Annotated in this window: 18 protein-coding genes, 1 tRNA gene and 1 pseudogene; 17 read left to right on the forward strand and 3 right to left on the reverse strand. The window is 55.7% G+C overall.

Translation table 11 applies throughout. From position 1 onward, the window contains the following. Positions 1-57: 57 nt before the first annotated feature. The 3 genes and pseudogenes from ACR0KC_RS09445 to ACR0KC_RS09455 all read left to right on the forward strand — a co-directional run bounded on the left by ACR0KC_RS09445 (position 58) and on the right by ACR0KC_RS09455 (position 2,011). Positions 58-522, forward strand: coding sequence for a very short patch repair endonuclease (locus ACR0KC_RS09445; RefSeq protein ID WP_480577297.1), 465 nt, complete (start codon positions 58-60; stop codon positions 520-522). Positions 523-860: 338 nt separating this feature from the next. Further along, positions 861-1,010, forward strand: a pseudogene (locus ACR0KC_RS09450) (MerR family transcriptional regulator); the annotation flags it as partial. Positions 1,011-1,027: 17 nt separating this feature from the next. Then, positions 1,028-2,011, forward strand: coding sequence for a tyrosine-type recombinase/integrase (locus ACR0KC_RS09455; RefSeq protein WP_480706115.1), 984 nt, complete (start codon positions 1,028-1,030; stop codon positions 2,009-2,011). A 71-nt stretch (positions 2,012-2,082) separates the two neighbouring features. On the opposite strand, the gene ACR0KC_RS09460 is transcribed toward ACR0KC_RS09455, so the two are convergent. Together ACR0KC_RS09460 and ACR0KC_RS09465 are read right to left on the reverse strand one after the other, a co-directional pair. Then, positions 2,083-2,159 (reverse strand) — tRNA-Pro (locus tag ACR0KC_RS09460). Positions 2,160-2,285: 126 nt separating this feature from the next. Beyond that, complete coding sequence (locus tag ACR0KC_RS09465) at positions 2,286-3,401, reverse strand: THUMP domain-containing protein (protein ID WP_170511833.1); 1,116 nt, start codon at positions 3,399-3,401, stop codon at positions 2,286-2,288. A gap of 299 nt (positions 3,402-3,700) precedes the next feature. On the opposite strand from ACR0KC_RS09465, the gene ACR0KC_RS09470 reads away from it, so the two are divergent. The 7 genes from ACR0KC_RS09470 (at position 3,701) to ACR0KC_RS09500 (ending at position 10,475) form a co-directional block, all read left to right on the forward strand. Continuing rightward, the gene (locus ACR0KC_RS09470; RefSeq protein WP_170422696.1) at positions 3,701-5,044 is read left to right on the forward strand and encodes a Na(+)-translocating NADH-quinone reductase subunit A; all 1,344 of its coding nucleotides are present in this window, start codon (positions 3,701-3,703) and stop codon (positions 5,042-5,044) included. 5 nt (positions 5,045-5,049) lie between these two features. Continuing rightward, entirely contained in the window at positions 5,050-6,258 is a 1,209-nt protein-coding gene (locus ACR0KC_RS09475) for an NADH:ubiquinone reductase (Na(+)-transporting) subunit B (protein WP_480706117.1), read from the forward strand. Further along, the gene (locus ACR0KC_RS09480; RefSeq protein WP_170393983.1) at positions 6,251-7,066 is read left to right on the forward strand and encodes a Na(+)-translocating NADH-quinone reductase subunit C; all 816 of its coding nucleotides are present in this window, start codon (positions 6,251-6,253) and stop codon (positions 7,064-7,066) included. The genes ACR0KC_RS09475 and ACR0KC_RS09480 overlap by 8 nt, the downstream gene beginning before the upstream one ends. Then, complete coding sequence (locus tag ACR0KC_RS09485) at positions 7,066-7,719, forward strand: NADH:ubiquinone reductase (Na(+)-transporting) subunit D (RefSeq protein ID WP_152460184.1); 654 nt, start codon at positions 7,066-7,068, stop codon at positions 7,717-7,719. The genes ACR0KC_RS09480 and ACR0KC_RS09485 overlap by 1 nt, the downstream gene beginning before the upstream one ends. Next, positions 7,719-8,327 (forward strand): NADH:ubiquinone reductase (Na(+)-transporting) subunit E, encoded by a 609-nt coding sequence (nqrE, locus tag ACR0KC_RS09490; protein WP_050603817.1) that lies wholly within the window; start codon positions 7,719-7,721, stop codon positions 8,325-8,327. The genes ACR0KC_RS09485 and nqrE overlap by 1 nt, the downstream gene beginning before the upstream one ends. A gap of 10 nt (positions 8,328-8,337) precedes the next feature. Then, positions 8,338-9,561 (forward strand): NADH:ubiquinone reductase (Na(+)-transporting) subunit F, encoded by a 1,224-nt coding sequence (gene nqrF, locus ACR0KC_RS09495; RefSeq protein ID WP_170393981.1) that lies wholly within the window; start codon positions 8,338-8,340, stop codon positions 9,559-9,561. Between the two features lie 134 nt (positions 9,562-9,695). Next, positions 9,696-10,475, forward strand: a complete 780-nt coding sequence (locus ACR0KC_RS09500) for a metallophosphoesterase (RefSeq protein ID WP_480706119.1) — start codon at positions 9,696-9,698, stop codon at positions 10,473-10,475. Positions 10,476-10,479: 4 nt separating this feature from the next. Here ACR0KC_RS09500 and ACR0KC_RS09505 read toward each other — a convergent pair whose 3' ends face one another. Then, entirely contained in the window at positions 10,480-11,004 is a 525-nt protein-coding gene (locus tag ACR0KC_RS09505) for a CBS domain-containing protein (RefSeq protein WP_480706121.1), read from the reverse strand. A 120-nt stretch (positions 11,005-11,124) separates the two neighbouring features. On the opposite strand from ACR0KC_RS09505, the gene ACR0KC_RS09510 reads away from it, so the two are divergent. The 7 genes from ACR0KC_RS09510 (at position 11,125) to ACR0KC_RS09540 (ending at position 18,419) form a co-directional block, all read left to right on the forward strand. Beyond that, complete coding sequence (locus ACR0KC_RS09510) at positions 11,125-11,310, forward strand: hypothetical protein (RefSeq protein WP_480706123.1); 186 nt, start codon at positions 11,125-11,127, stop codon at positions 11,308-11,310. Between the two features lie 67 nt (positions 11,311-11,377). Then, positions 11,378-12,403 carry an FAD:protein FMN transferase gene (locus ACR0KC_RS09515; RefSeq protein WP_480706125.1) on the forward strand — a complete coding sequence of 342 codons (1,026 nt, stop codon included), beginning with the start codon at positions 11,378-11,380 and terminating at the stop codon, positions 12,401-12,403. 15 nt (positions 12,404-12,418) lie between these two features. Further along, a complete protein-coding gene (gene nqrM, locus ACR0KC_RS09520; RefSeq protein ID WP_170393970.1) occupies positions 12,419-12,649 on the forward strand; it encodes a (Na+)-NQR maturation NqrM in 231 nt (76 codons plus the stop codon). 15 nt (positions 12,650-12,664) lie between these two features. Next, positions 12,665-14,335, forward strand: a complete 1,671-nt coding sequence (locus ACR0KC_RS09525) for a sulfatase-like hydrolase/transferase (RefSeq protein ID WP_480706127.1) — start codon at positions 12,665-12,667, stop codon at positions 14,333-14,335. Between the two features lie 86 nt (positions 14,336-14,421). After that, on the forward strand, positions 14,422-15,939 hold the full coding sequence (gpmI, locus tag ACR0KC_RS09530) for a 2,3-bisphosphoglycerate-independent phosphoglycerate mutase (protein ID WP_480771772.1): 1,518 nt from the start codon (positions 14,422-14,424) through the stop codon (positions 15,937-15,939). Continuing rightward, positions 15,936-17,069, forward strand: coding sequence for a murein hydrolase activator EnvC family protein (locus ACR0KC_RS09535; RefSeq protein WP_480706130.1), 1,134 nt, complete (start codon positions 15,936-15,938; stop codon positions 17,067-17,069). The genes gpmI and ACR0KC_RS09535 overlap by 4 nt, the downstream gene beginning before the upstream one ends. Before the next feature lie 6 nt (positions 17,070-17,075). Then, positions 17,076-18,419 carry a S41 family peptidase gene (locus ACR0KC_RS09540; RefSeq protein WP_170393963.1) on the forward strand — a complete coding sequence of 448 codons (1,344 nt, stop codon included), beginning with the start codon at positions 17,076-17,078 and terminating at the stop codon, positions 18,417-18,419. The last annotated feature ends 32 nt before the right edge of the window (positions 18,420-18,451 follow it).

The raw sequence follows: 18,451 nt of genomic DNA on the forward strand, positions 1-18,451 counted from the left end.
TTTCCAATTACTGGACCACATGATCGCAAAAGGAAAGATGGGAAAGGAGGTAATTTCGTGGCAGATATCGTCAGTCCGGATGTCAGGTCTAAGATGATGGCCGCGAACAGAAGAAGGGATACGAAACCCGAACTACTGGTCCGCCGATTTCTCCATGCACAAGGCTTCCGCTTCCGCCTTGATGTCCGCAAGTTGCCGGGCAGCCCTGACATCGTCCTAGCCCGCCATCAAGTGGTGATCTTCGTCCACGGTTGTTACTGGCACCGACACCACGGATGCCGGTTCGCAACGATCCCGAAGAGCAATACCGAGTTCTGGCAGGAAAAATTTGATAGAAACGTCGAGCGCGATGGCCGGGCGAAGGTTGATCTGCTCGACTTAGGCTGGCGTGTAGCGATCGTCTGGGAATGTGCACTTGCGAAAAAAATGCTCGCTGACAACTTGTCTTGCCTAGCGTCTTGGGTCCGGTCCGGCAAAACTGTGCTGGAATTGCCCAATGCAGGCGCTGTGGATTTGGAGTAGAGACACTATGCGCAGAATAGCGTGATCAAGCGTGAATGATTGGTCGACATTTCAATTGCTGCTTAGCCCGGTTCTTGAATATCAATCCTTAGGCTATCAACGAAGATGCAAGTAGCCTGCTGTTTATTGCCCGTTCATTGGCAGAAAATCACAAGAGTATTTAGCGGGATCAGACGGGGTTAATCGTTCAGCGGAACGGTTTCTCCCATGCCGATGTTCGAATTTCGTGTGCACTAGACGCAATTTTCTTTTGTTTTTTAGCAATGGGTTAGAAGATTTTTGGAAATCCCAAACGCATCCCACGTCGAGAACGCTATAGGGTAAGAAGTTTTACCAAAATGAAGGAGCGCAATTTGTCCCCGCCGTATACCCCCAAAACTCTCGCAGAGCGTTGGAGCTGCAGTTCTGAGACTGTGCGTCAGCTCTGCAAATCCGGCCAGCTCGGATATTTCAGAGTTCAACGCCAGTTTCGCATCCCGGCACACAAGGTTGAGGAATATGAGCAGTGCAGGAATATAGTATTGGTCGGCTCAACGACCGCTTCGTCGTTGTCTGGTATGAGGAAGATGGACGCAGACGCCGGTATCGTCTTGACGCGGACACCCTCGAACGCGCGGAGGCCGAAGCTCGTGATGTCCTCCTTGCCCAGACAGCAGGAAAGGATGAGCTGACCGTGGCGACGATTTGGAAGGCGTATAGTGCAACAGTCGAGGGTCGGCCGGCGCATGAAAGCATGAAATACACCGGCCGTTCTGTGCTGCCTTGGTTTGGAGCCTTTCGTCCGGATCAGATTAGCGTGCAGGATTGTAAAGCTTACATCGTCGATCGGCGGAAGGCAGGTATCCAGGATGGCACAATCTGGACTCAGCTCAGTAAACTGAGGACCTGTTTGAATTGGGCTGAGAAAACCGGTCTCATTGATAGGGCACCCTATATTGAGCGCCCCAGCAAACCGGCTCCCAAGGAAAGATTTCTGACGCGTCAGGAGATTTCACGGCTCTTGGCTGTCGAATGTGCACCGCACATCAAGCTCGCTATTTGGCTGATGTTATCTACGGCGGCTAGGGTAACGGCTGTGTTAGAACTTACATGGGATCGGGTGGATTTCGATCGCCGTCAGATCAACCTCCGCAATGGCGAAGGACAGAGGAAGGGCAGGGCCATCGTCCCCATGACAAAGAGCCTGTATGCTGTGCTTTTGAACGCTCAGAAAGCGGCCTTGTCTGACTATGTCGTAGAATGGGCAGGAGGATCGATAAAGTCGATCAAGAAAGGCTTCAAGGCGGCCGCAGTCGCTGCGGACCTACCTGATGTGTCACCGCATGTGCTGCGGCACACAGCTGCAGTTCATATGGCTGAGGCTGGCGCCTCGATGGATGAGATCGCCCAGTTTCTCGGCCATTCAGACTCACGTATTACCGCGTCCGTCTATGCGCGCTACAGCCCGGATCACTTGCGTAAAGCTGCCAATGCGTTGGAGTTCGATTAACGTTCAGGTTCAATGAACCTCGGATCACTGTCTTGCAAACAGCAAAGGCGCCCTTGGGCGCCTTTTTTATTTGGTCGGAGTGAGAGGATTCGAACCTCCGACCCCTGCCTCCCGAAGACAGTGCTCTACCAGGCTGAGCTACACTCCGACCGTGGCGCGTGATCTATACCTCGTCATATTGATGTGCAAGAGGGATTTTGGGCGTACACACATATGTCGTCGCTGGATTCGAGGGGTGATTGAAACCGTTCTCCTGATCTGCGATTTCGCTGAGTTACTGCAACGGATTTGTTCGATACAGTCGGATTTTTGTTCCGCCGTGATCAACGATTGGGCCGGGGGGAAGCATTGGCAATCGCGTTGCGCGGGCAAGTCCGGGTGTGGTGGTGATGATGCCCACACGCCATCGTTGGAAACGACTGGATAATACCTTGCCTAAACTGCCATAGAGCGACCGCAGGCGCTTTTCATCACCGATGCGTGCCCCGTAGGGCGGATTGACGATGACCAGCCCAGCTGGGCCTTCTGGTGGTTTGATGTCACTGACCGAGCAGTGCTGAAATCGGGTGGCATGATCCACATGTGCTTGCTGGGCGTTGGAGCGGGAAGCCTCAATCGCGCCTGCATTACGATCTGAGCCATAGAACCTGAGCTCTGTTTCGGGCGGATCGGTTTGGGCGCGCATATCTTGCCAGACATCTGGATCGAAGCTTGCCAAATCTTCGAATGCGAACTGACGTGAGCGGCCTGGGGGCAGACCAAGTGCAATTTCAGCCGCTTCGATAACGAATGTTCCAGAGCCACACATCGGGTCCAGAACCGGTTCAGACCCGTCAAACCCACACTCACGCAGGAACATCGAAGCCATTGTTTCCCGCATCGGGGCCTTGGCGACTGCAGGCTTATGACCGCGCTTGTGCAAGGGCTCGCCGGATGTGTCGACGGAGATCGTGCATATGTCTTTTTCGATTCTTAGCAGCACACGGACTTTGCCATCGGGTGAGACTGAGGTGCCGAGCCCCTCGGATATGGCTTGTTCGATGCGCTGTCGCGCCGCTCCCGCATGATAGATACGAGATTTGCGGCAGGTTGCTTCGACCTTCACGGGAATGTCTGGACTGAGATAACTCGCCCACGGAAATTTTCGGGCGCGCTTGTCCAATTGCGCCAAATGCACGGCGGGGAAACTGCCCAGTCGCACCAGAACCTTGTTGGCACCGCGCAATTCCAGATTGGCGCGCCAGACTTCCGGCCAATCGCCACGGCACACAACACCACCTGGAACGATCCTGGCGCCTGAGAATCCGCGCTCGATGACCTCGGCACACAAAGGCGTTTCGAGCCCTGGAGTGGCAATCAGAAAAATCTCGAATTTATCATTGTTGTCCATTGTGGTTGCTTACACCGGTTGATCAGCCTGTGCGACACGCAAATTAAATGGGCAAATTGTTCTGAACGACCGTAAGCTCAAAAGAATGTGACATTCCTTTTCGATTTTGGGCGGTAACAGGTTTGCGTTTGCACTCATCCCCGCGTAAAGGAGCCGTGATCGGAAATACGCCTGCGGATTCTGGTCGGATAATGGCGCTTTCGCGACCGGACAGACGGGAAATTTCGTGTTATTTCCTGGCATCATTGTAAGATGGCGCGCAGCAGGCGCAGGACAAAGGCTTGGAAGAACGTAGCAACATGCAAACTTTCAAACTAAAAAAAGGGTTGGATTTGCCGGTTGAAGGCGCGCCCGAACAGAAAATCCAGCCGGGGCCTGAATTCTCGTCGGTTGCCGTTCTGGGCAGTGATTATATCGGATTAAAGCCCAAGATGCTGGTGCAAGAGGGCGACGCGGTCCAGCGAGGAACGCCGTTGTTCTGCCACAAGGATGCGCCCGACGCGATGATGGTCGCGCCGCTGACTGGCAAAGTCGTGGCAATTAATCGCGGGGCGCGACGTGTATTGCAGAGCGTGGTGATCGAGGTTTCGGATGCCAATGACGCCGGCATAGATTTCTCGGGCACCGGCGATGCCGAGACTGCCGAAGGTGTCACGGCTAAGCTCTGCGCGGCCGGGCTGTGGACTTCTTTCCGGACACGTCCTTATTCAAAGATGCCCGAACCAGGCTCCAAGCCTACAGCAATCTTCGTGACAGCCATGGACAGCGATCCACTGGCAGGTGATGCGGCATTGGTTATTGCGGATGCGGGCGAGGCATTTGCGGCTGGTCTCGCAGCTGTCTCAAACCTGACCAACGGCAAGACTTATCTGTGCCAGCAAGAGGGGGCATCCATCCCCGGTTCCGATCTGCCAGGTATCGAAGCGGCTGCGTTTTCCGGCCCACACCCCTCGGGCCTTGCTGGAACTCATATTCACTTCCTTGAGCCGCTGGGAGGGGACAAGCAGGTTTGGACCATTGGCTACCAGGACGTGATCGCGATCGGTCGTCTGATGCAGACCGGTCATCTGGATTCAAACATCGTGATTGCTTTGTCTGGACCGGGCGCGCGCCAGCCGCGCCTGATCCGCACCGTGATGGGCGCGTCGACGGATGACCTGACCCGGGATGAAGTGAACGTCGACGGGATCGCGCGGATCATCTCGGGGTCGATCTTGTCGGGGCAGCATGCCGATGGTCCGACCGCCTATCTGGGCCGTTTTGCGCGCCAGATCAGCATTATTCGCGAAGATCATGATCAGCACACACTGGGCTGGATTCTTCCTATGCCTTCGAAATATGCGGTACAGCCTGTTTTGGGATCGGCTTTTGCCAAGAAGCTCTATTCATTCACGTCTAACCTGAATGGTGGTCGCCGCGCGATGGTGCCGACGGGTGTATTCGAAGAGCTTATGCCCCAGGATTATCTGCCGACGCAATTGCTGCGGGCGCTATTGGTGATGGACACCGACACCGCGCAGGCGCTGGGTGCACTGGAACTGGACGAAGAAGACCTGGGCCTTGTGGGCTTTGCCTGCCCTGCGAAATATGAATATGGGCTGGCGCTGCGCGACTGCCTCACCAAGATTGAAAAGGAGGGCTGATCCACATGGGTTTGCGCAGCTTCTTCGATCGGATCGAGCCGAACTTTACCAAGGGCGGCAAGTACGAAAAATATTTCCCCATCTACGAGATGGTGGAAAGTTTTATCTACACTCCGAAAACCGTCACGACCGTCGCGCCGCATGCGCGCTCTTACGTGGATATGAAGCGGATCATGACCTATGTCGTGATTGCTACGATCCCCGCAATCCTCTGGGGGATGTATAACACTGGCTATCAGGCAAACTCGGCCATTGCTACGTTGGGAACGGATTCGGCAACAGGCTGGCGGATTGCGATCCTGCAGGTGTTCGGCATCTCGCTGAACCCTGACAGCATTTTCGCCAATGTGATGCATGGATTGATGTATTTCCTTCCGATCTACATTACCACACTGGTTGCGGGCGGTATTTTTGAGGTCATCTTCGCCACTGTGCGCGGCCATGAGGTCAACGAGGGTTTTCTAGTAACCTCGATGCTTTACACACTGATTATGCCTGCGACAGCGCCATTGTGGCAGGTCGCGTTAGGCATCATTTTCGGTGTCGTGATCGGTAAGGAAGTATTTGGCGGCACGGGCAAGAACTTCCTCAACCCAGCGCTGGTCGGACGCGCTTTCCTATATTTCGCCTATCCCGCGCAAATGTCGGGGGATTCAGTCTGGACCCCGGTGGATGGATTTTCCGGTGCGACTGCATTGGGCATCTCCGCTGCTGAAGGCGTTCAGGCACTGGCCGCCGACGGGATCACCTGGGCCAATGCGTTCTTCGGGCAAATTCAGGGTAGCTTTGGAGAGACATCGACGCTGGCTTGCATGATCGGCCTGGCCTTCCTGCTGACGACCAAGATTGCCAATTATCGCCTGATTGTGGGCTGTCTTGCGGGCACCATAGGCTTCACGCTTCTGCTGAATCTGATCGGATCGGACACAAATCCGATGTTCGCGATGCCTTGGTACTGGCATATCGTTCTTGGGGGCTACGCCTTTGGTCTGGCGTTCATGGTAACTGAGCCCGTTTCGGCCAGTCACACCAATATGGGCCGCTACATCTATGGCGCGCTGATTGGTATCATGGTTGTGATGATCCGCGTCATTAACCCCGCTTTCCCAGAAGGTATGATGCTGGCAATCTTGTTCGGAAACGTTTTTGCGCCGCTGATCGACTATTTCGTCGTCCAGGCAAACATCAAACGGAGGGCGCGTCGCCATGTCTGATACGCAATCCAATGAACCCAAGGGAGCGATTGCCAAGTTTCTGGCTGCTTCGCCAGATTCGGTTGGCAAGACTATCTTTGTTGCCGTTGCCGTCTGCCTTGTAGCCTCGATGGTCGTGTCTGCTGCTGCGGTCAGCCTGCGCCCGGTGCAGGAAATCAACCGTTTGAAGGATAAGCAAGTCAACGTTCTGCAAGTTGCCGGCATCTACGAACCAGGCATTGATGTGACCGAGGCATTCGCTGCCTTTGAGCCGCATGTACTGGAATTGTCTACAGGTGAATTCGTTGACGATCAGTTCGACGCGACCACCTTTGATGATATCGCTGCTGCCAGCGATCCAGAACTGAGCGTCGCTTTGGACGATGACCCGGCTGGGATCGGGCGCAAGTCCAAGTACCGCGTGATTTATCTGCTGCGTGATGATGCAGGCGCGCTTGATAAGGTAATCCTGCCGCTGCACGGTTATGGCCTCTGGTCCACGCTTTATGGTTTCATCGCGCTGGAAAACAACGGCAACGATATCTACGGCCTGCAGTTCTATCAGCACGGTGAGACACCGGGCCTTGGCGCCGAGGTGGACAATCCTCGCTGGAAGGCGCTGTGGAATGGCAAAAAGCTGCGCGATGATGCAGGCGATCTGCAAATCACCGTTGCCAAGTCGCAGCCTGCGGCAGGCCCCGATTTCTATGTCGATGCGCTGGCTGGTGCCACGCTGACGTCGGTTGGTGTCGATAACCTGGTGAAATTCTGGATGGGCGACGCGGGCTACGCCCCGTTCCTGGCCAAACTGCAAGCAGGAGAGCTCTGATGTCTCAGACCAAGAAAGAGATGCTGGTCGACCCGCTTGTCGACAACAACCCGATCACGCTGCAGGTGCTGGGCATCTGTTCGGCGCTGGCGGTGACCTCGTCACTGCAGGTGTCTATGGTGATGGCGCTGGCGGTGATCTTCGTGACCTCGTTCTCGTCTTTCTTCATCTCGTGCCTGCGCAACCAGATCCCCGGCTCAATCCGGATCATCGTGCAGATGGTGATCATCGCCTCGCTGGTGATCCTGGTGGACCAGATCCTCAAGGCTTATGCGTTTGAGATTTCGAAAACCCTTTCGGTCTTTGTCGGCCTGATCATCACCAACTGTATCGTGATGGGCCGGGCCGAGGCCTTTGCCATGAAGAACCCCCCGGTCGCGTCCTTTATCGACGGCATGGGCAACGGCATGGGCTATGGTCTGATCCTGCTGCTGGTCGGCTTCATTCGTGAGCTGTTTGGCGCCGGGTCACTGTTCGGTGTCACCATTCTGGAGACCGTCAACAACGGCGGCTGGTATGTGCCCAACGGCATGCTGCTGCTGCCGCCGTCGGCTTTCTTCATCATCGGTCTGATCATCTGGGCCTTCCGCACATGGAAGCCGAACCAGGTGGAAGAGCGTGAATACAAAATCCAGCAGGTAGAGGCCCACTGATGGAAGGTCTGATTTCACTGGCCGTAAAGGCCATCTTTGTCGAAAACCTTGCGCTCAGCTTCTTTCTGGGGATGTGTACCTTCATCGCTGTTTCGAAGAAGATTTCAACTGCGCTGGGTCTGGGCATCTCGGTCATGGTGGTGCAGGCCATCACCGTGCCGGCGAATAATCTGCTGCTGAACTATCTGCTGAAACCAGGTGCGCTGGCTTGGGCAGGTTTCCCGGATGTGGACCTGACTTTCCTTGGACTGATCTCGTATATCGGCGTGATCGCAGCGATGGTTCAGATCCTAGAGATGGTGCTGGATAAGTACTTCCCCCCGCTCTACAACGCGCTTGGGATTTTCCTGCCGCTGATCACTGTAAACTGCGCCATTTTGGGTGGTTCACTGTTCATGGTGGAACGCGACTACAATTTTGCCGAAGCGGCGACTTACGGTCTGTCCTCTGGCTTTGGCTGGGCTCTGGCGATTACTGCGATGGCGGGTGTTCGGGAAAAGCTGAAGTATTCGGACATTCCCGATGGTCTGCAAGGCCTGGGCATCACTTTCATCACCGCTGGACTGATGGCGATGGCCTTCATGTCCTTCTCGGGCGTGAAACTGTAAGGAGGGCGGAATGGAAACCTTTGGCTTAGGTGTAGCCCTTTTCACCGTTATCGTTCTTGGTCTGGTTGCCATCATCATGGCGGCGCGGTCCAAGCTGGTTTCAACCGGTAACGTGAACATCACCATCAATGGTGAGAAAACAATCTCGGTCCCGGCGGGTGGCAAGCTGCTGCAGACGCTTGCGGCAGAGAAGCTATTCGTACCCTCCGCTTGTGGTGGTGGTGGCACCTGCGCGCAATGTCGCGTGCGCGTGCATTCCGGCGGTGGCTCGATCCTGCCGACCGAGGAAAGCCACATCACCAAGCGCGAGGCGTCTTGTGGTGACCGGCTATCCTGTCAGGTTGCAGTCAAGCAGGATATGGACATCGAAGTTCCCGAAGAGGTCTTCGGCGTCAAAAAATGGGAATGCACGGTGCGTTCGAACGAGAACGTAGCGACCTTCATCAAGGCTCTGACATTGGACCTCCCGGAAGGTGAGGACGTGAACTTCCGCGCTGGTGGTTACATCCAAATCGAAGCGCCTGCACACCAGCTCGCCTATACGGATTTCGACGTAGAAGAAGAATACCGCGAGGATTGGGATCGCTTCAATCTATGGCAGTACAAATCCGTCGTCGCCGAACCGATCGAACGCGCCTATTCCATGGCAAACTATCCGGATGAAAAAGGCATGATCATGCTGAACGTCCGCGTGGCTTCGCCCCCTCCTGGGTCCGAAGGTATCCCTCCGGGTCAGATGTCGTCGTATATTTTCAACCTGAAACCGGGCGACAAGGTCACAATCTCAGGTCCCTTTGGCGAGTTTTTTGCTCGCGAGACAGAAAAAGAGATGGTCTTCATCGGTGGTGGTGCTGGTATGGCCCCAATGCGCAGCCATATCTTTGACCAGCTCAAACGCCTTGAAAACCGCAACCGCAAGATCAGCTTCTGGTACGGCGCGCGGTCGAAGAAAGAGATGTTCTTTGTCGAAGACTTCGACACGCTGGCCAAGGAATTCGACAATTTCGAATGGCACGTTGCGTTGTCGGACGCCCAGCCCGAGGATGACTGGAAAGGCTACACTGGCTTTATCCACAACGTTTTGTTCGAGGAATATCTGAAGAACCACCCCGCACCCGAGGATTGCGAATACTACATGTGTGGTCCGCCAATCATGAACCAGTCGGTCATCAACATGCTGCTGGATCTGGGCGTGGACCGCGAAGACATCATGCTCGATGATTTCGGCGGATAAACAGCATCGGTCGGTTCCAACCCTTGGGACCGACCATTTTCATTTTTAGGTCTGATGTTGGGCAGGCTGCCAATATCAACGTCTGCATTTGGCGAATGCTGCTCCATATTTTTCCGCATTAGGCAGCAGGTCTTATGTTAACCGGATGGATCAAAAGGCTTATCGCATCTCAAACACCGTCTGATCAGCCGGTGAATCTGTATTCATTGGCGCCTACAGAAAAATTCTACGCAATCGGAGACATACATGGGAGGTTGGATCTTTTACAACGGCTCCTACCTGCGCTGGATAACGACTGTCCGGTGGTGTTTGTAGGCGACTATGTTGACCGGGGCGGATACAGCGCGCAGGTGTTGCGTCAGCTACACCACCTCGACACGAACCCTGAAACCCGGGCGATCTGCCTGAAAGGCAATCACGAAGATATGCTGCTTGGGTTTTTGTCTGATCCAACACGGATGGAGCGTGTCTGGCTGTATAATGGCGGTGCTCAGACTTTGGCTTCGTTTGGGCTTGCTGATATTGACCAGTCCAACCCGCAAGCCGTTGCCGAACAACTGCAGCAAGCGATGGGACAACCGCTTTTGGACTGGCTGCATGATCGGCCGCTGACCTGGACGAGCGGGAATGTAACGGTTGTTCATGCCGCGCTTGATCCTTCGCAGCCGGTCGATCGGCAACAGGACAGAACTTGCCTTTGGGGGCATCCTCAGTTCCGCAAGAAACGCCGGAAAGACGAGCAATGGGTGGTGCATGGCCATACCATCGTCGACGAAGCTCGGGTCGAGCATGATGTCATTTCGATTGATACAGGTGCGTTCATCACCGATCAGTTGACGGCTGCGGAAATCTCGCCTGGTTCTGTCCGATTTATCTCGACCGCGCACACCGGAATCGCGCGCGTATCGGTGTAAGTCGCTAGCCTACGATCATTTGCTTCATTCTAAGTGCTTCATATTCCAGTTCTTTCAAGCGGAAATGAACCACATCGCCAATGGTGATCACCCCGCGCAGATTTCCATCACTCAGTACGGGCATATGCCGGAACCGGCCTTCGGTCATGGTTTTCAGCACGTCGTTCAGATAATCTTCGGGGCTGCAGGTTTTTACCTCAGTCGTCATAAGATCAGCCACGGATTGGGGTAGGGTCTGGCCGGGCGTTTCCGCCATGCGGCGCACGATATCACGTTCGGAAAGGATACCCTGCAGGGCACCATTCTGATCTGTCACAACAACAGCCCCGATGCGTTTTTCGCGCAAGATATCCACGACCGAGTGAATCGTGTCGTTGGGCCGCACCGAAAAAACGGCATCCCCTTTACCTTCCATCAGTTTCGCAACCGTTGTCTGGGTATGCGACAGATTGGTCTCAACTGATTGACTGCGGGTTGTCGCCGCGGCCTTGTCGCCGCGTATCGGAGGCTGGTAAGAGCTTGGGGCCATGGGCGGTTTCCTCTTTCACCGGTATTGTCCTTACAACCTACCTTACCGCAGGGACCGGCCCTGTATAGGGTGCAATTTCGAAAACCGGCGTAACTTGGCCACTTCAAAAGGAAATTGCTTGTGAGCAACCTGTATCTGACGCCACCAGTTGCCGCGCTGATATTCTTTATCGTGGTGGTCTGCGGCCATAATTTTCGCATGGTTTGGAAACAGCAACCGGAAGGTTGGCAAAAGCGCGCTTGGCTGTTTGGCATCCCGGCAGCAATCGGACTTTTCACATTGGCGTTTTTGCCGCTCAAGATTTGAGGCCGGTTTGACTCTGAACAGGCTCACTGGCATATGCCGGGCAAGAACACTCCCGGGAGATTGCACCATGCGCCCACTGATCGCACTGGCCTTACTTTTGACTGTTTCGGCCTGTTTGTTTGGCAAAGAACCGGATGTGGTGCGCCTGTCTGGCGAGACGATGGGAACCACGTTCAATATCACCGCAATCGGCGATGATTTAGACGAAGCAGCGCTGGGGCAAGCGGTTCAGGAGACCCTGGCGCAGGTCAATGCCAAGATGTCCAACTGGGACCCGAATTCCGAGGTCTCGACCTTCTCGGCCTCAGGCAGCACGGACCCCATGCAAGTGTCAGACGAATTTGCCTTCGTCATCGAGGCCGCAAATGAGGTTCACGAGAAATCCGGTGGTACGTTTGATGTTACCCTTGGTCCGCTGATCGAATTGTGGGGGTTTGGACCGCGAAAACCTGAAGACCCAATTCCGGCAGATGACGAGATCGCGACAGCGCTTGGGCAAGTGGGGCAAGCGCGGCTGTTAGACTTGGATCGCGGAGCGGGCACTATGGCCAAGTCAGATGCCGGAGTCGGGATCAACCTGTCTGCGATCGCCAAAGGCTATGGCATCGATGCGGTTGCCGCACAGCTGCGCGAGGCCGGGATCGAGAACTATATGGTCGAGATCGGTGGTGATCTGGTGACCATGGGCGCGAATGACAAAGGCGAAAGCTGGCGGATCGGGATCGAAAAACCCGAGACTGGCGCGCAATCAATCCAGTTGATCGTGCCGCTCGACAATCTGGGAATGGCGACCTCGGGTGATTACAAGAACTTCTTCGAACAGGACGGGGTGCGCTATTCGCATATCATTGACCCGACGACGGGCCGCCCGATTACTCATCGCACCACTTCGGTTACTGTTTTAGCAGACAACGCCATGATGGCGGATGCGTGGGCAACGGCGATGCTAGCATTGGGTCTGGAAAAGGGTCTGGAACTGGCCGAAGAGCATAAACTTGCCGTGTTCTTCATCTCTCGGGATGTGACAAGCGGAGAAGAAGCCTATATCACCGTACAAAGCAGCGCCTTCAAGGATGCGCTGGGGACCAACTGACCGGTAGGAACCGCTATGAGCACCTTTATTCTGGCCTTTTTCCTGTTGCTGATCGTCATGGTTGGCATGGCGCTGGGTGTGATGTTGATGGGCAAAACCATCAAAGGCAGCTGCGGTGGCCTGAACGCGATCTCGGGTGCCGATAAATGTGTGGTCTGCCAAAAGGATATCGATCCCGACAGCCCTCTGCGCGACCAGTTGCAGTGCAAGCGTGCGAAAAAGATGCTGCAACAGATGGAAGGCTAGGATAACCCTCTTGGCATGAACAAAGCCAAGAACGTCCTCTTCATCATGTTCGACCAATTGCGCTGGGACTATCTCAGCTGCTACGGGCATCCACATCTGCATACGCCAAATATTGACCGTCTCGCCTCGATGGGTGTGCGGTTCACGCGGGCCTACATCCAGTCTCCGATCTGCGGCAGTTCCCGTATGTCGACCTATACCGGCCGCTATGTGCATTCGCACGGCGCGTCATGGAACGGAATCCCGCTGAAAGTTGGTGAGGTCACCATGGGCGATCACTTGCGCAAGGCAGGGATGGATTGCTGGTTGGTTGGCAAGACTCATATGCGCGCAGACGCCGAGGGTATGGCTCGTTTGGGGCTTGAGCCCGACAGCCTGATCGGGGCACGCGTCGCTGAATGCGGGTTTGATGTCTTTGAGCGCGATGACGGGATGCGCCCCGAAGGGCCGGATGGGTTTTATGACCCGGATGGCGCCAAAAGGTACAACGAGTATCTGAAAGACAAAGGCTATGAGAGTGACAACCCCTGGCACGACTTCGCCAATTCGGGGCTGGATGAAGAGGGCAATGTGCTTTCGGGTTGGTTCCTGAAGAATTCGTCAGAGGCCGCGAATATCGCCGAGGAAGACAGCGAAACGCCTTATCTCACCTCTCGCGGCATGGAGTTCATTGAAAACCATGAGGGGCCGTGGTGCTGCCACCTCAGCTATATCAAACCGCATTGGCCCTATATTGTGCCAGAACCCTACGCCTCGATGTATGGTCCCGAACACGTTCTGCCTGTCATTCGGTCCGAAGCTGAACGGCAGAACGCTCATCCGGTGCTGAAAGCGTTCATAGATACGAAAATCGGCCAGACCTTCTCGCGTCAGGATGTACGCGAGGCCGTGATTCCAGCCTATATGGGCCTGATCAAGCAGGCTGACGACCAAATGGGGCGGCTGTTTGACTGGATGGAACAGACCGGACGAATGCAGGACACGATGATCGTGCTGACCTCGGACCACGGGGATTTTCTGGGCGATCACTGGATGGGAGAGAAGACCTTCTTCCATGACGCCTCGACCAAAATGCCGCTGATCATCTATGATCCATCGCCCGAGGCTGATGCCACGCGCGGCACCACATGCGATGCATTGGTCGAATCCATCGATCTAGCGCCTACGTTTTTAGACATCGCAGGCGGTGAACCTGCAGGGCACATTTTGGAGGGGCATTCATTGCTGCCCATCCTGCACGGTCAGGCCGAAAGCACTCCGCGCGATGTGGTGATTTGTGAGTACGACTACTCCGCATCCCCCATTGCGCAGACACTGAACGCCTCGGTTCGGGATGCGGTCATGTTCATGGTTGCAAACGAGAAATGGAAGCTGATCCATTGTGAAGGGGGCTATCGCCCGCTTTTGTTTGATCTAGAGAATGATCCGAGCGAGCTGACGGACCTGGGCGAAAGCGATGAACATGCAGACATCATCGCCGAGATGTATGATTACCTGTTCACCTGGACGCGGCGCCAGTCGCAGCGCACGACCCGGTCGGAAGAACAACTGCTAAACATGCGTGGATCAAGCCGAGGAACAGGCGTGGTGATCGGTATTTACGACGAAAACGAGATGCCGCTTGAGCTGACCGTTAAATACCGCAACCGCAAAGCGCGACCCTTTGGGGACTACAAGACAGATTAATTCTTCATTCGCGGCCCTAATGACGGTTCAACCTTGAGCGGGCAGGGGGTAGAAGACAGCAACGCCGCCTCAATCGGAGAGCTTTCATGACCGCCCCAAAGCCCGTTGTCCTTTGTATCCTTGATGGTTGGGGCCTATCCGACGACACCAAGGCCAATGCGCCTTATCTGGCAAATACGCCAACCTTTGATGCTCTCATGGCTGAAGGTCCTCATGCGCAACTGATAACGCACGGGCCGGATGTGGGTCTACCTAGTGGTCAGATGGGTAATTCCGAGGTTGGTCACACCAATATCGGGGCTGGGCGCGTGGTTGCGATGGATCTGGGGCAGATTGACCTAGCCATAGAAGACGGTTCTTTCTTTCACAATGAGGCGCTGCAGAGCTTCATCGCTAAGGTGAAAGCTGCAGGCGGGACAGCGCATCTGATGGGGCTGGTATCGGATGGGGGCGTGCACGGGCACCTGGATCACATCGTAGCTGCCGCCAAAGCGGCTACCGATGCGGGTGTGCCTGTGGCGCTACATGCGATCACCGACGGGCGCGATGTGGCCCCGAAATCGGCCTTTACCTACATCGCCGAACTCGAAGACCGGTTGCCCGATGGCGCAAAGGTCGTCACCGTCTGTGGGCGCTACTTTGCCATGGACCGCGATAATCGCTGGGAACGCGTCTCCGAGGCCTATGACGCAATAGTCAAAGGTCAGGGGCGCACCGTGGCCTCGGCCCATGAGGCCGTCGACCATGCCTACGCCCAATCCGAAACCGACGAGTTTATCGCGCCCACGGTTCTTGCTGGTTATTCCGGTATTAAGGACGGTGACGGGTTCTTTTGCCTGAACTTCCGCGCCGACCGTGCCCGAGAAATCCTGCGGGCAATTGGGGAGCCCGGTTTTGCCGAGTTCGACTCCGGTCCGCGCCCGCAGTTGTCGGCGTTACTGGGCATGGTTGAGTATTCCGATGGCCATAACGATTATATGACGACCGTATTTCCCAAGCGGGATATCGTGAACACGCTGGGCGAATGGGTTGCTAAGCAAGGCCTGCGCCAGTTCCGGCTGGCCGAAACCGAGAAGTACCCTCATGTCACTTTCTTCCTGAACGGTGGCAAAGAGCAGCCCGAGGGTGGCGAGGATCGCTTCATGCCCAAATCGCCCAAAGTGGCGACATATGATTTGCAGCCCGAGATGTCCTCGGCCGAAGTGACAGAAAAGTTCGTCGAGGCGATCCACGGCGGATATGATCTGATCGTCACCAACTACGCCAATCCAGATATGGTTGGTCATACCGGTGATCTGCAAGCTGCGATTGAAGCCTGTGAAGCTGTTGATCAAGGTCTGGGGCAGGTGGTTGCAGCGCTGAAGCAGGTCGGGGGTGCGATGATTGTGACCGCAGATCACGGTAATTGTGAAATGATGGTCGATCCGGAAACGGGCGGTCCACATACGGCGCATACGCTGAATCCCGTGCCTGTTGTTCTGGTCGGCGGCCCCGAATGGGCAAGCCTGCGCGATGGGCGCTTGGCCGATCTTGCTCCAACTTTGTTGCAGCTTATGGAATTGCCTAAACCCGTTGAAATGACAGGGGAAAGCTTGCTGACATGAGATTGCACCCGATCGTTGCTGCAGCGCTGGTTTGGGCCACCCCTGTCGTCGCCCAAACCAGCCCGTCAAAGGCGGCACTAGAAGCGGCCGAGATGCTGGAGCAAGCCTCGATCGCGTTGACTGAGGCCGAATCTGCCCGCGACCGGGTCAAAGCTCTGACCGAAACCATAAAAGCCTACGAGGCTGGTCTGAGCGCCATGCGCGACGGCCTGCGCCGCGCGGCCTTGCGCGAGGCGCAATTGACTGCAGAATTGCAGGTACAAGAGCAGGAGGTGGCGCAGCTGTTAGGTGTTCTGCAGACGATCGAAACCACCGCGCCTCCGGTACTTATGCTGCACCCGTCCGGCCCACTTGGGGCCGCGCGCACTGGTATGATGTTGTCCGAAGTCACGCCTGGGTTGAACGCGCAGGCTCAGGCGCTTGCAAACGAATTGCAAGAGGTACAGACGCTGCGACAGCTTCAACAAAACGCTGCCAATACGCTGACCGAAGGGTTGGAGGGTGTTCAGGATGCCCGCACGCAGCTTAGTGAGGCGATAGCGGACCGGACCGATCTGCCTCGCCGTTTCGTAGAAGATCCTGTGCGTACAGCGATCCTGATATCCTCGACCGAAACGCTGGATGGGTTTGCCAGTGGGTTATCCGAGATCACCGATGGTGAGATTGAAGATACAAATGCAGATGTCTCGGGCCGGAAAGGTCAAATCGCCTTGCCCGCACAAGGGGTCATGCTGCACTGGGCGGGCGAAACGGACGCAGCGGGGGTAACGCGCCCCGGGCTGGTGCTGGGCACGCGACCCCGCGCATTGGTCACCGCGCCAACGGCTGCCACGATCCGTTACCGCGGGCCCTTGCTGGATCTCGGGAATCTTGTGATCCTTGAACCCCAGCCCGGATTGCTATTCGTGTTCTCAGGTCTGCAAGAGGTATATGGTCTGACCGGGGAAGTGATACCCGAGGGTACTCCGGTAGGTTTGATGCCGGGTGAAACTCCGGAAATCGGCGCTATTATGTCAACAAGCGGTGATGGCACTGGAACTGACTGGTCAGAAACGCTCTATATAGAAGTAAGACAGGATAACAGCCCAGTGGACCCGGAATCATGGTTCCGGACGGACAAGGATGGATAAACGAGTATGAAGAAATTTGTGATGGCCGGACTGGCCGGCACCGTGGCAGGGATAGTCGCAACAACACAGATCGCAGGCCCTCTGCTTGCGCAAGAGGCCGAGAACAAGGCAAGTGTTTACGAACAACTTGATCTGTTCGGTGACATTTTCGAACGTATTCGCGCCCAGTATGTCGAAGAGGTAGAAACCGACGAGCTGATCGAGGCTGCGATTGACGGGATGCTGACCTCGCTAGACCCACATTCCAGCTACCTGTCGCCTGATGATGCCGAGCAGATGCGCGTGCAGACACGTGGCGAGTTTGGCGGGCTCGGTATCGAAGTCACGCAGGAAGAAGGCTTTGTCAAAGTTGTATCGCCCATCGATGACACCCCAGCGGATGCTGCTGGTATCGAAGCGGGCGATTTCATCACCCATGTGGATGGCGAGAGTATTTTGGGGCTGACGCTGGATAAAGCCGTGGACCTGATGCGCGGCCCGGTGGGATCGGAAATCGTGATCACAGTCGTGCGTGAAGGCGAGCAGGAGCCATTCGACGTGACGATCGTTCGCGACACGATCAAGCTGACCGCAGTTCGTGCACGTACCGAAGGTACAAGTGTCGTGTTGCGTGTCACGACCTTCAATGACCAAACCTATCCGAACCTCAAGGAAGGACTGGAAGAACAGATCGAAGAGGCCGGAGGCATCGAAAACGTCAATGGCATCGTTCTGGATCTGCGTAACAATCCGGGCGGGCTATTGACACAGGCCATTAAGGTCTCTGACGCGTTCCTGGATGAGGGCGAAATCGTCTCGACCCGGGGTCGCAATCTCGAAGATGGTGAGCGATTCAACGCAACACCCGGCGATCTGACCGGAGGCAAGCCCATCGTTGTGCTGATCAACGGTGGTTCGGCCTCGGCGTCGGAAATTGTCGCGGGCGCCTTGCAGGATCACAATCGCGCCATCGTGGTTGGTACTAAGAGCTTCGGCAAGGGATCGGTGCAGACGGTCATGCCGCTTCGGGGTGACGGGGCTATGCGTCTGACAACCTCTCGCTACTACACGCCCTCGGGTCGTTCGATTCAGGCGCTTGGCGTCAGCCCGGACATCATCGTCGAACAACCACGCAACAACCCGGTTGACGAGGAAGAGGAAGATACAAACACCCGCACCCGGTCCGAGGCCGATCTGCGCGGCAGCCTGAATAATGACAGCCTCAGCGAGGACGAGATTCGCCAGATTGAAGAGGATCGCGCCAAAGCTGAAGCCACCGCAGAGCTGCGCGAAGAGGATTATCAACTGGCATATGCCATCGATATCCTCAAAGGCCTGTCCGCATTCAATCCGACTGGACCGTCACAATAAAGGGTAGGGGCCGCCACCAGCGGCCCCATACT

This window comes from Ruegeria sp. CF3 (genome assembly GCF_056537365.1).

What these genes read in the sequence shown, in the direction of transcription:
- ACR0KC_RS09465 (WP_170511833.1), bottom strand. Translation starts at nt 3,401, where the DNA reads ATGGACAACAATGATAAATTCGAGATTTTTCTGATTGCCACTCCAGGG.
- ACR0KC_RS09525 (WP_480706127.1), top strand. Translation starts at nt 12,665, where the DNA reads ATGAACAAAGCCAAGAACGTCCTCTTCATCATGTTCGACCAATTGCGC.
- ACR0KC_RS09540 (WP_170393963.1), top strand. Translation starts at nt 17,076, where the DNA reads ATGAAGAAATTTGTGATGGCCGGACTGGCCGGCACCGTGGCAGGGATA.
- ACR0KC_RS09485 (WP_152460184.1), top strand. Translation starts at nt 7,066, where the DNA reads ATGTCTCAGACCAAGAAAGAGATGCTGGTCGACCCGCTTGTCGACAAC.
- ACR0KC_RS09505 (WP_480706121.1), bottom strand. Translation starts at nt 11,004, where the DNA reads ATGGCCCCAAGCTCTTACCAGCCTCCGATACGCGGCGACAAGGCCGCG.
- ACR0KC_RS09535 (WP_480706130.1), top strand. Translation starts at nt 15,936, where the DNA reads ATGAGATTGCACCCGATCGTTGCTGCAGCGCTGGTTTGGGCCACCCCT.
- ACR0KC_RS09515 (WP_480706125.1), top strand. Translation starts at nt 11,378, where the DNA reads ATGCGCCCACTGATCGCACTGGCCTTACTTTTGACTGTTTCGGCCTGT.
- nqrE (WP_050603817.1), top strand. Translation starts at nt 7,719, where the DNA reads ATGGAAGGTCTGATTTCACTGGCCGTAAAGGCCATCTTTGTCGAAAAC.
- nqrF (WP_170393981.1), top strand. Translation starts at nt 8,338, where the DNA reads ATGGAAACCTTTGGCTTAGGTGTAGCCCTTTTCACCGTTATCGTTCTT.
- gpmI (WP_480771772.1), top strand. Translation starts at nt 14,422, where the DNA reads ATGACCGCCCCAAAGCCCGTTGTCCTTTGTATCCTTGATGGTTGGGGC.
- nqrM (WP_170393970.1), top strand. Translation starts at nt 12,419, where the DNA reads ATGAGCACCTTTATTCTGGCCTTTTTCCTGTTGCTGATCGTCATGGTT.
- ACR0KC_RS09480 (WP_170393983.1), top strand. Translation starts at nt 6,251, where the DNA reads ATGTCTGATACGCAATCCAATGAACCCAAGGGAGCGATTGCCAAGTTT.
- ACR0KC_RS09470 (WP_170422696.1), top strand. Translation starts at nt 3,701, where the DNA reads ATGCAAACTTTCAAACTAAAAAAAGGGTTGGATTTGCCGGTTGAAGGC.
- ACR0KC_RS09500 (WP_480706119.1), top strand. Translation starts at nt 9,696, where the DNA reads ATGTTAACCGGATGGATCAAAAGGCTTATCGCATCTCAAACACCGTCT.
- ACR0KC_RS09475 (WP_480706117.1), top strand. Translation starts at nt 5,050, where the DNA reads ATGGGTTTGCGCAGCTTCTTCGATCGGATCGAGCCGAACTTTACCAAG.